Source organism: Synechococcus sp. H55.9, assembly GCF_047462355.1.
Lineage (GTDB): Bacteria > Cyanobacteriota > Cyanobacteriia > Thermostichales > Thermostichaceae > Thermostichus.
On record NZ_JANSJB010000001.1, the window covers coordinates 56,061 to 67,510 of the forward strand.

The following is an 11,450-nucleotide window of genomic DNA, read 5'->3' on the forward strand; positions in this document are numbered from 1 at the left end:
GGAGCAAGAGTTTACGGAGATGGAGCAAAACATCAGCCGCATCCACTACTTCTACCGAAAAGCAGACATGCCCCTGGAGATGCGGCAAATTCTGACCTACCGTAAGTTGATGGAGCTGGACTACTTTACCCCACAAGCGGCCAAAGAGTTGCTCAGGCAGTGGCAGCAGCAGGAAGAGCAGGAGCAAGAACGCCGTCAGGCTTGAAAGAGGACGACCGCTTGCGAGCCCGACTGCAGGATTTAGTTTATGTAAAGTTCATAAATAGTTGAGGCTCTGCAGCAGGGCAAAACAGAGGCCGGCACTGGCCAAAGGCACGGTCAGGTTATCCAACCCCCACCAAGAGAACACCTCCAAGCCCATGGTTATTCCCCCCACCAAGAGGCTGATGGCGAGCAAAGGGGGAGAGAAGCCGAAGTACCCCAGCAGCAGCGCCGCGATCACCAAGGTACTCACCGCCCACATGGTCAGGGATCCCTCCCAGCTTTTTTGAAGGGATCCCAGTTGATAGGGGTGTTTGCCCCAGGTTTTGCCCACCAAGCCGGCCAAGGCATCCGCCCACGTCATCACCAAGATGCCGATCACCGCGAAGACTTGTCGCTGTGGCCGCCAAAACCAAAACAGCAGCAGGCCAATGCTGAGGGCATAGAAACAGGTGCCAAAGCTGCGCCGACCGACCCCATTCAAGCTGGGCAAAAGGGTCACTCGGTAGGAGAGCAGCGCCAGGCCGGCAAACACCAGCGAGAACCCTACCCCCAGCCAGCGGGGCACTTGCAAGGCCCAAGCCAGCAAAATGATATTGCCCACGCCGATGTGAATTGCCTTGCGCACCCATTCTCCGTCCACCTGCTGGGAGCGCAGCCATTCCGCAAAAGCAAAGACGGAGGCCAGCCAGAGAGCATAGCAAGCAAGCTGCTGGGTCAGGCCCATGAAACGGCCTCAGAGCGTTTTCAAGTAGCTGAGCAGATCCGCCATCTCCTGGGGATCGGGCTGGAACTGGGGCATGGGAGGCGTTTTGCCACCGGTTACTTGCTGAATGATAAACCGATCCGAACGGCGGCTGCTCACCCCCCGCAGGCTGGGCCCCACCCGACCATCCGCTTCTTCTCCATGGCAAGCCGCACAGTTGAGGGCAAACAAGGAAGCACCACGGCCAACCTGCCCCTCTAGGCTGAGGACAGCTTGAGTGTAGGGATCCAGCCGAGCCCCGGCACTCAACCAAACCCAGGTGACTACCGCCAGGCCGAGGAGGACGACGCCCCAACGAGCTTTTTGGGCCCAGACACCTGTGAAGAACTGCTGCAAGGACTTGAGGAAAGGTTGTAAACGCTTTTGGGAGGAGGGCAGTCGCTTCTGCTCAAACTCAGCCCAGCAGCCGGGCGACGCCTGGCTGCTGCCGGATGGCGGGATGTCTGAGAGGGAGGGATGCACAGACAACGCTGAGAGAGACCGTTTCAATCTTTTACATTTCAACCAACACAATAACTCAGGAGCCCTTCCCTGCCAATAATCTGTAATGGTATTTACTTTTTCTTAATGATTTGCCGGTCTGTCTGAGATTGCGCTCCCTCTGGGATGGCGCGGTTGGGAAAGAGCCGCTCCATCGCCTCTGCTTGGGCCCAGGGATCCCGGTTCAGGCTGTGGATGAGATTGGCCCCTGGAAAGTGCGCCTGCAGGCGGCGGTAGAAGGATAAATTACCATAAACGACGACGGCTGCCACCCGCTCCCGATGCTGTTGCAGCCAATCCAGCACATAGTTGGGCAGGGGATCGCGAAGGAAAGCTTGGAAAACCAGCCCTGGAGCGCTGTTCAAAGCAGCTTCCAGCCAAGGCAGGGGGGTGAGGGCATCGCTGACCACAGGGAGAATGCCCAACGCCGCCGGCACCTGAACAGCGGGAGACTGCAACTGCAGGTCGGCAGTGTCCAGGGGGGGATCCAGCCAGATCCAGTTCAACCATCTGGGCTCTGGGGGCGGTCTGAGGGGCCGGCCACCTTCCACCCCACCGCGGGCCATGGCGGCTTGACAGGGAGCAATATCCTGCTCGGCCAAGAGGGATCCCAGCTGGGCGGCTTTGTGCAGAGCAGAGGGCAGGTTGGCGCGCGTGTTGAACAGCTTTCCCAAAGCCGAGTCCTTGCGGATGGGATCCCCCAGCAAGAGGGGTTTCAGGTGCTCGGCGGGGGAGCCGCGGCTGAGGGCCGGGTCGGTGGGATCCTTGGCCCCCATCCAGCCGCCAACAGCGCTGAAATCCGTTTCCGCCAAGGCCGGCCACACCTGTTTGAGGAGAGTTGAGGCCGCAGGCAGGACTCGCTGCTTGGCGCGCAGCACCCGCGTCACCGATTGGGCCAGTTGGACGGCGCTGAGGGATCCCTGCTGCACCGCTTCCAAAACGGCTGCCAGCGAGGCCATTGGATCGGGGGGGGCCAAAATCAGGTCGGCACCGGCCTGGAAAGCCCGCACGGCCAATCGGTTGGGAGAGAGCTCCGTCCCAGCGGCCAGCTCCGCCAGAAAGCCGTCATCGAGTCTATCCACCACGATCAGCCCGCCGAACCCCCATTCCCGCCGCAGCAGCTGGGTGAGCCGCCCCGGCAGCAGGGTGATGGGCCAGCGCTCATCCCACTCCGGCAGCACCACATGAGAAACCAAGATCGCCCCCACCTGCTCCAGCAGGAACGGCAGCCAAGGCCCCTCTTGGAGCTGGGCTGGGGTCAGGCTCAAACGGGGGCACCAGGGGATGTCCGGTGCCTTTGAAACCTGCTCTGCTGCAGCCGACCTTACTTCCCCTTTGCCGGGGAAAGAGCTGGCCGTGGTCAGGATCCCCTCTGGGACGGCTTGCTCACATCCGCGCACAAAGGCTCGCGCCAGTTGCAAAGCAGACAGGGGATCTTCCCCCAGCAGCTCTGCGACCGGGTTAAGCAGCCAATTGATGCCGAGGGCCGCTGCTTCCCGCGCCGTGATCCAACCCCACTGTTCCGCCCAGCGCTCGGCTTCGGATCCCAGGCGGCTCAGGCCCAGGGGGTGGGGAAAAGAAGTCGCCCCCTGCAGGGCCAGCCCACGACCGGCCTCCGCCGCCACCAAAAGGGGCAGGGCAGCCCAGGTTTGCAACTCTTCCACCAGCAACAGGGCTTCTGCCACATGGCCCTCGGTCAGCCAGATGCCCCCAATCCCTACCTCTTGGATCAGCCGCCTGAGAACTTCTCGAGGGGGCGACTGGGATCCCAAACGGGCCGAGACCGGCACCACCAGCAGTTGCGCCACTTGTCGAGCTAGGGACAAGGGCTGGTCAAGCTCGTCGGCCAGAGATCCGGAGACACTCATGGGCATAACCGGAAGTCGTCAGCAATGCTGGGGGATCCCCATCTTTTGCGAAAACCCAAGCGCAGATGATCCTAGCCGCTCTCCCGGCTTCTGGCTTCCCTGCTGCCAAAACAATCAGCGCCTTTGGCGGCAGCGGTCGCAGGTGCCGCAGGGCAGGCCGGGGTGTTCCCCAGGGTAGCCAAAGTAGGGCAAGATCGCCTGCCACCGACAGCCGCGAGCGTGGATCAGGGCCTCCATCTCGTGCCAGGGATCCTGCCGCGGCGGCGGCTGCCAACGGCGGTGCAGCACCTGAAAGTGAAAGGGATCCGGCCAGCGCAGACAGCCCATCTCCTGCAACAGGCCCAGGGCCACCCGGGTTTCTCCTGGCGGCAGGTCGGCATAGGATCCCTGCGGGGGCAGAGTTTGCAGCAGGCGGCGTGCTTGGGCCAGTAGGCGCTCCTGCTGAGAATAGAAATAGGCTTGGCGCTGGCGATCGCTGGGATCCAGCAGGCCCGTCGGCTCCGAGACCAGCATCAGGGCCTGACAGGGGCCGCCATCCCGCCCGCCCCGCCCCACCTCTTGTAAATAATCCATCAAATGGGGCGGGGGATGAAAATGCAGCACCCAGCGCACATCCGGCTTGTTGATCCCCATGCCAAAGGCGTTGGTGCAAACCAAAAAGCGCAGCTCGCCCGCCAGCCAGGCCCGCTCCAAGCGCCGGCGAGATCCCGCTTCCAGGCCGCCGTGGTAAGTGGCGGTTTCTTGGTTGTGGCGGCCCAGCCACGCGGCCAGCTCCTCCCCATCCCGCCGTGTGCGCACGTACACCAGGCCCGGGCCGGGGTTTTCGGCCAGAAAACGCAACAGCCGCCGACGGCGATCCGCCGGGCTCCAGGCGATGGCCACATTGAGGGAGATATTGGCCCGCAGCGGATCGGCGCGGATGCACTCCGGATCCTGCAGCCCCAGGATGTGGCCCAGGCGAGTGCAGGTTTGGGGATCGGCGGTGGCGGTAAAAGCGGCGATGGGAAACGAGGGCTTGGCCAAAGCCGGGCGCAGCAATCCCAAACGGCGGTAGTCGGGCCGGAAGGATCCCCCCCAATGCACCAACGTATGGGCCTCATCCACGATCAGGCTGCTGATTTGCACCTGGGGCTGCTGCAGCCGTTGCCAAACGGGGGGGCTGAAGAGGGTTTCCGGCCCCAGGTAGAGCAGACGCAGTCGGTTTTCCTCAAGGGCCTTCAACACGCGCTTGCGCAGGGCCGGATCCAGCTCGCTGTGCAGACAGGCCGCCGGCAGACGGCGCTTCCAGAGATCCTGGACTTGGTCTTCCATCAGGGCGATCAGGGGCGAGACCACCAGCGTCAGCCCTGTTTGCAAGAGGGATGTGAGTTGGAAGCAAAGAGACTTGCCAAACCCCGTCGGCAATACCACCAGCGCGTCGCGCTTCTCCAGCAAGGCGCGGATCACCTGAGCCTGGGGCGGGCGCAGCGCCTCGTAGCCCCAGTACTGCTTGAGGGCGGATTGAACCTGCTGCCAATCCTGCAAACGGCAACCCCTTTTGCCGCGATTTCCTTCAGCAATCTACAGCGATTGTAAAGGGGGTTGTCCAACAACAGGCTATTTCCAATTCCACGGAACCCCCTTTCTGCCTCTAGTTCCCCTCTCCCTCTGGGAGAGGGGGTAGGGGTGAGGGAACCCGTATCGGGATGGCTGGGATCCAGGTCGCTGGCCGGGAAGGAATGCTCTTTGCTGCCCTTGGCAAGGTATCGGTCGCGTAGCATTGCGTGGCAACAGGGCGGTGGTCTTGTGCGATTCTAGAGCTGGGACTTCCCGCCTAGCTCGATGCTGGAACTATGACTGCCAATGTGCTCCGCACCGCTGATGCCAACGACTCCCCACCCTTGCTCCAGCCCAGAATGGCCTCTGTTCACCGTCGCACGGGGGAAACGGATGTGCAAATCCATCTCAACCTGGACGGCAGAGGGCAGCACGAGATCGACACCGGGATCCCCTTTTTGGATCACATGCTGGCCCAGCTCAGCACCCACGGGTTGATCGATCTCCAGATCAAGGCGGTGGGGGATCTGCACATCGACGACCACCACACCAACGAAGACGTGGGCATCACGTTGGGACAGGCGCTGGCGCTGGCGCTGCAGGATCGGCGGGGCATTTATCGTTTTGGTCATTTTTGGGCGCCTTTGGATGAGGCGCTGGTGCAGGTGGTGCTGGACTTTTCCGGGCGACCCCACCTCAGCTACGGCCTGGAGCTGACCGCCGAGCGCATTGGCCGCTACGAAACCCAGTTGGTGCGAGAGTTTTATCAGGCGGTGGTCAACCATGCCCAGATGACCCTGCACCTTCGCCAGGCAGCCGGCCTCAATGCCCACCACATCGTCGAGGCCAGTTTCAAGGCCTTTGCCCGCGCCCTGCGCATGGCCGTAGAACGGGATCCGCGCCGACAGGAAGGGATCCCCAGTTCTAAGGGGGTGCTGTAGCGGCGCCTGCGCGGGCTGTTGACCTTGAGCCTGGGACTTGTGGTGCTGCCCCATCCGACGATGGGGTTCTGTCGAGAATGCTGAGCCGCACTCGCCCGCCGGCTGCTTTGGGCAAAATCTCCAGCCACTGGTGAAGATCCAAAAGAGCTGAGCCGGCGCCAATTCACAGACCTGGATGAGGCAAAGTCTGTCCGGCAGGGATCCCCATTTGGGTTTATTCTGGACTTAGCCATCCTTCCAGGGTTGCGTCCCAGCTCAGGCGGGATCCAAAAGTCGAAAAAGGGTTTCCCGGCAGTTGCCAGCTCTGGAGGTTCTGATTCCCAGCCACTGATAGGCCCATGTTAGGGGGGGATGAAAACCATGGACATTGATCTCCGTCCGCTGATCGTTCTGTCGCCCATTGTTTTGGTGGTTGCCTGGGCTGCCTACAACATCATCAAGGCTGCCATCAAAGGAGAGGCCAAGCTCTTCGGCGAGAAGGGCAACAACCCCTTCGGCAAAGGCGGGAGCTGAACGTGCGGATCCGGCCGGCAGGCTCAGTATGCTAGGCGAGGCGACAAACCCAAAATCCGCCGATGTGATTGTCATCGGGGCCGGAGTGGCCGGTTTGGTCTGCGCAAGGCGACTGCTGCGGGCGGGGCTGCGGGTTCTGGTGCTGGAAAAATCGGCGGGCTTGGGCGGGCGCCTGGCCACCCGTCGGGTTGAGCATCTCGGACAAACGGTGCCGGTGGATCACGGGGCTCAATACCTGACTGCCGATTCCGATGGCTTTCATCGCTGGGTGAAGGAGCTGCTGGGCCTGGGGCTGCTGACGGAATGGACGCGCTCGCTGCATGTGCTGGATCGAAAAGGGCTGCGCCCGGAGCATCCCAACGAGGAGAAACCGCGCTACATCTGCCCCCAGGGCATGACGATGTTGGCCAAACACCTGGCTGCCCCGCTGTCGGTACACACCCAAACTCGTGTGGTCGGCCTCAAAAGTTTGGCCACAACCTGGCAAGTGCAGGCGGAGAATGGTCAATGCTACGAGGCTGCCGCATTGGTGGCGGCCATTCCGGCCCCGCAGTTGCTGCCTTTGCTGCAAGAGAAGATCCCTCCTGCCGATAGCCTGCTGTCTCTGCTGGGATCCGCCGAGTATCAGCCCTGCCTTGCGGTTTTGGCCGGCTACTCCAAGGACACGCCGCCGCCGCCCTGGAAAGGGATCAAGTGCTTGGAGGATCCGATGTTGGCCTGGCTGGGGTTGGACAGCAGCAAGCGCCCGCAGCCGCTCTCGCCGGTGGTGGTCTTGCATGGGGGGGCGGAGTGGTCATCTCTGTACCTGGAGGCCGGCCCACCTGAGCTAGAAAAGGCAGGTCGAGAATTGTTGGCCCACGCCGCCAAGCATCTGGATCCCTGGCTGGCTTCGCCCCAATGGATGCAGGTGCACCGTTGGCGCTACGCTTTGCCGCTGGAAACCATGGGATTGGCCAGCTTGGGCACCCGGATTCCGGCGGCTGAGGGATTGCCTTTGGTTTGTGCCGGCGATTCGTGCGCCGGGGGGCGCGTAGAAGGGGCTTGGCTCTCAGGGCAAGATGCCGCCAAAACGTTGCTCGAAATGCTGGGCGGCTCTGAGCGGTGAGGGGACGCTGACCCAGTTGGCCTGGAGCAATGCCTGCAGATCCAGGCCGAGAATTTCCATCCTCTGGGGTAGAGAGTTATGCTGACAGGGTGGATCCCTTGGCAGATAATCCATGCCCAGAACCTGTACGATCTACCGCCGTGCCCAATTTGCCGCCAGCCATCGCTACTGGTTGCCCGAACTCTCAGAAGCCGAGAACGTAGCCCGCTTTGGCCCCCAAGCCCGTTTTCCCGGCCACGGCCACAACTACGTGCTGGAGGTGGGCCTGACGGGGGAGGTAGATGAGTACGGCATGGTGCTCAACCTCTCAGAGGTCAAGCGGGTGATCCGAGAGCGGGTGATTCAAGAGCTCAACTTCGCCTACCTCAATCAAGCCTGGCCGGAGTTTGCCCAAACCCTGCCCACCACCGAGTTTATCGCTTACGTAATTTGGCAACGCCTGGCCGATGCGCTGCCGCTGACCAGCGTCCGCCTGTACGAGGATCCCGAACTTTGGGCCGAATACCGAGGAGAAGCCATGCAAGCCTACTTGACCGTTGCCACCCATTTCAGCGCCGCTCACCGTTTGGCCCTGGATCATTTGAGCCTGGAAGAGAACACCGCCATCTACGGCCTCTGCGCCCGTCCCCATGGCCATGGCCACAACTACGGCCTGGAGATCACCGTCAAGGGATCCATCGACCCGCGCACGGGGATGCTCGTGGATCTGGCGGCTCTGCAGCGGATCATTGACGAGCAGGTGGTCAAACCGCTGGATCACACCTTTTTGAACAAAGACATCCCCTACTTTGCCCAGGTGGTGCCCACCGCCGAAAACATCGCCCTCTACATTCAACGGCTGCTGACTTTGCCCCTGCGCGAGCTGGGGGTGCAACTGCATCGGGTTCGCCTGCAAGAGAGCCCCAACAACAGCAGCGAGGTCTACGGGGAGTTTCCGCTGGAAGAGCTGTTCAACTCTTCAGAAGGGCTCCCCCAGAGTTTCGGCAGCCGTGTTGCCGCGCGACGCTGATGTAACCATGTTGGATCTGGTTAAGCTGAGTGGGCAGATCCCCGCCTTTGCTCGGCACTTGCAGCAGGAGTCGCGGGCCGGTCAGGAGCGCCTGCGCCAAGCCCTGCAGGTCTTCGGGCGCCTGCAGCAGGAGCCGCAGGTTTGGCAGTCGCGTTGGACGGAGTGGGGATCCCATCTGGCCTTTACCTGCGCCAGCCCCGCCGAGCCCCCGGAAACCTGGGGATCCCTGCCCAAGGTGGAGCCGCTGCAGGGACGACACACGGTGGTGGCCACCGATGGATCCCAGATCCTGCCCAGCCACCACGAGATCGCCTATTGCTCGCTGATCAATGTTGGGCGGGTGGTTCTGCACTACGGCACCCAGGAGTGGCCGCTTTTGGATAGTCAGCCTCTGCTGCTGTATGGGCAGCGCTCGGACTCCTCTCTCTTGGAGCAAATGGCAGAAGGGTTGCAAAGTGCTGCCATTGCCGTGCGGAACCCCGGCAGCGGGACAGGGGTCTCGTTGGGGCCGGAAGTGGTGTTGGCCTTGCGGCGGGCTCAGGCAGAGCTAGAGGAGCTGGCGCAGTTGGCCCTGTCAGTGCCCCGTCGCCGCGCCACGCTGGCGCTCCTGGATGGATCCCTGATCCCCTGGGGACTGGAGCCGCTGCCCAGATCAACCCAGCGTCCCTGGCTGGATCCCATCCTGGCGACTCTGGAGCAGTTGCGGGCCGCCCGCATCCCCCTGGTGGGCTACATCAGCGCTTCCCGCAGCAGCGAAACCCTTAACTACTTACGCCTGGGGCTGTGCCCCTACCTGGGCTGCGACTGCCATCGCTACTGTGCCGGCGAGAAAACCCCCCCCTGTCACCCCTTTGCTCCCCTGCCGGATCGCGTCTTCTGGGGATCCCTGCTGCAGCCGGGAGAGCGCAGCCCCCTCTGGCGCAGTGGCGCCAGTGTCTTGGATGCCTTCGGGGAACACCACATCCACTGCTGTTACTTGAATGTCGGCGGGAAGGGGGGCCCCGAGATCGCCCGCCTGGAGTTTCCCGCCTGGGTGGCCCAGGATGCCCAGCTGCTGCAGCGGGCCCTGGCGGGAGTACTGAGCCAGGTGCAAAAGGGCTTTGGCTACCCCATTGCCCTGGCGGAAGCCCATCATTTGGCAGTGGTGCGGAGCGGGGATCGGCAGCGCTTCTTTGCCCTGATCGAGCAGGAGCTGATCCGCGCCGGCCTGCGCCATGTGGCTGTCTCCCGCAAGGAAGCCCAGAAGCGAACTGGTATCGCCTAATTGGTGCCAGTGCCGCAAAACCCTTCCTCCCTCCTACCTCCCCTCTCCCAGAGGGAGAGGGGCTGGGGGTGAGGGCTGGGAGAGAGGCCGGGGGTGAGGGGTTAAAATCGCCCTGTCAGGCCCAAAACCGCACCGCCTGCCGGGATCCCTGGCACCCAAGAAAAGGCTGCAGCCTATTGAGGGGATCCCCACTCAACGGTTAGGGTTGCCAAGGTGTCCAAATCCTGTTTCTATTGCCGATATGATGAGCCAAGCCCCTCTGCGCAGCATCGTCTCTCCCTTAACCCACAACCCCCTCTGGTACAAAGACGCGATCATCTACGAGCTACCGGTGCGGGCTTTTGCCGATAGCGATGGCGATGGAGTGGGCGACTTCCAGGGCCTGACGGAAAAGCTGGACTACCTGCAGGATCTGGGCATCACGGCCCTCTGGCTGCTGCCCTTTTTCCCCTCCCCTCTGCGGGATGATGGGTACGATGTTTCTGACTTTACCAACGTCAACCCCACCCTAGGCACCCTAGAGGACTTCAAAATCTTTCTAGATGCCGCCCACCAACGCGGGATCCACGTCATCATCGAGCTGATCCTCAACCACACCTCCGATCAGCATCCCTGGTTTCAGCGGGCTCGGCGCGCCGCCCCCGGCACCCCCGAGCGGGACTTCTACGTTTGGAGCGACACCCCGGAAAAGTACAAAGAGGCCCGCATCATCTTTCAAGACTTTGAAACTTCCAACTGGGCCTGGGATCCGGTGGCCAAAGCCTACTACTGGCATCGCTTCTACTCCCACCAGCCGGATCTCAACTACGACAATCCTGCCGTGCAGAAGGCCATCTTCGAGGTGGTGGACTTTTGGCTGAGCATGGGGGTGGACGGCCTGCGGTTGGACGCGGTGCCCTATCTGTACGAGCGGGAGGGCACCAACTGCGAGAACCTGCCGGAAACCCACGCCTTCCTCAAGGCCCTACGCAAATACATTGACGAAAGATATCCCAACCGTATGCTGCTGGCGGAGGCCAACCAGTGGCCGGAAGATGCCGTAGCCTACTTCGGCGACGGAGACGAGTGCCACATGGACTTCCACTTCCCCCTGATGCCGCGGCTGTTCATGGCCATCCAGATGGAGGATCGCTTCCCCATCATCGACATCCTGCAGCAGACTCCCCCCATTCCCGAAACCTGCCAGTGGGCCATTTTCTTGCGCAACCACGACGAGCTCACCCTGGAGATGGTCACCGACGAAGAGCGGGACTACATGTACCAGGTGTACGCCAAGGATCCCAACGCGCGGGTCAACCTGGGCATCCGCCGCCGCTTGGCGCCCCTGCTGGGCAACAGCCGCCGCCGCATCGAGCTGATGAACAGCCTGCTGTTTTCCCTGCCCGGCACGCCGGTGATCTACTACGGCGACGAGATCGGCATGGGGGACAACATCTACCTGGGGGATCGCAACAGCGTGCGCACGCCGATGCAGTGGAGCGCCGACCGCAACGCCGGCTTCTCTCGGGCTAACCCGCAGAAGCTCTACCTGCCCATCGTCATCGACGCCGAGTACCACTACGAAACCGTCAACGTGGAAGCGCAGCGGAACAACCCCTATTCCCTGTGGTGGACGATGAAACGGATGATCGCGGTTCGCAAGCGCTTCCAAGCTTTTGGCCGCGGCTCTTTTGAGCTGCTGCACCCGGAAAACCGCAAGGTGCTGGCCTTCATGCGGGCCTACGGCGACGAGCGCATCCTGGTGGTGGCCAATCTCTCCCGCTATGT

The 11,450-nt window shown here is 62.2% G+C and carries 10 protein-coding genes and 1 pseudogene; 7 read left to right on the top strand and 4 right to left on the bottom strand.

Features of this window, described 5'->3' with window-relative positions; all coding sequences use genetic code 11:
• Positions 1 to 205, top strand: a pseudogene (locus NW857_RS00310) (hypothetical protein); the annotation flags it as partial.
• 51 nt (positions 206 to 256) lie between these two features.
• On the opposite strand, the gene NW857_RS00315 reads toward NW857_RS00310, so the two are convergent.
• The 4 genes from NW857_RS00315 to NW857_RS00330 form a co-directional block, all read right to left on the bottom strand.
• Positions 257 to 928: a diacylglycerol/polyprenol kinase family protein gene (locus NW857_RS00315; RefSeq protein WP_414334628.1), complete on the bottom strand. Its 672-nt coding sequence runs from the start codon at positions 926 to 928 to the stop codon at positions 257 to 259.
• Between the two features lie 9 nt (positions 929 to 937).
• Positions 938 to 1,429, bottom strand: a complete 492-nt coding sequence (locus NW857_RS00320) for a c-type cytochrome (protein WP_414334630.1) — start codon at positions 1,427 to 1,429, stop codon at positions 938 to 940.
• A gap of 92 nt (positions 1,430 to 1,521) precedes the next feature.
• Positions 1,522 to 3,315 carry a glycoside hydrolase family 3 N-terminal domain-containing protein gene (locus tag NW857_RS00325; protein WP_414334632.1) on the bottom strand — a complete coding sequence of 598 codons (1,794 nt, stop codon included), beginning with the start codon at positions 3,313 to 3,315 and terminating at the stop codon, positions 1,522 to 1,524.
• A 114-nt stretch (positions 3,316 to 3,429) separates the two neighbouring features.
• On the bottom strand, positions 3,430 to 4,839 hold the full coding sequence (locus NW857_RS00330; protein ID WP_414334634.1) for a RecQ family ATP-dependent DNA helicase: 1,410 nt from the start codon (positions 4,837 to 4,839) through the stop codon (positions 3,430 to 3,432).
• A gap of 308 nt (positions 4,840 to 5,147) precedes the next feature.
• Between NW857_RS00330 and hisB the strand changes: the two genes are divergently transcribed.
• From hisB to treS, 6 genes are all read left to right on the top strand, one after another.
• Positions 5,148 to 5,792, top strand: a complete 645-nt coding sequence (hisB, locus tag NW857_RS00335) for an imidazoleglycerol-phosphate dehydratase HisB (RefSeq protein WP_414334636.1) — start codon at positions 5,148 to 5,150, stop codon at positions 5,790 to 5,792.
• Between the two features lie 360 nt (positions 5,793 to 6,152).
• Positions 6,153 to 6,305, top strand: coding sequence for a photosystem II protein Y (locus tag NW857_RS00340; RefSeq protein WP_011432316.1), 153 nt, complete (start codon positions 6,153 to 6,155; stop codon positions 6,303 to 6,305).
• 28 nt (positions 6,306 to 6,333) lie between these two features.
• Positions 6,334 to 7,410 (top strand): NAD(P)/FAD-dependent oxidoreductase, encoded by a 1,077-nt coding sequence (locus NW857_RS00345; protein WP_414334638.1) that lies wholly within the window; start codon positions 6,334 to 6,336, stop codon positions 7,408 to 7,410.
• Positions 7,411 to 7,522: 112 nt separating this feature from the next.
• The gene (locus NW857_RS00350) at positions 7,523 to 8,419 is read left to right on the top strand and encodes a 6-carboxytetrahydropterin synthase (RefSeq protein WP_414334639.1); all 897 of its coding nucleotides are present in this window, start codon (positions 7,523 to 7,525) and stop codon (positions 8,417 to 8,419) included.
• Positions 8,403 to 9,683, top strand: coding sequence for a DNA double-strand break repair nuclease NurA (locus NW857_RS00355; RefSeq protein WP_414341534.1), 1,281 nt, complete (start codon positions 8,403 to 8,405; stop codon positions 9,681 to 9,683). Before NW857_RS00350 ends, NW857_RS00355 begins: the two co-directional genes overlap by 17 nt.
• A 244-nt stretch (positions 9,684 to 9,927) precedes the next feature.
• The coding region (gene treS / locus NW857_RS00360) for a maltose alpha-D-glucosyltransferase (protein ID WP_414367667.1) at positions 9,928 to 11,450 on the top strand (1,523 nt) is incomplete at its 3' end.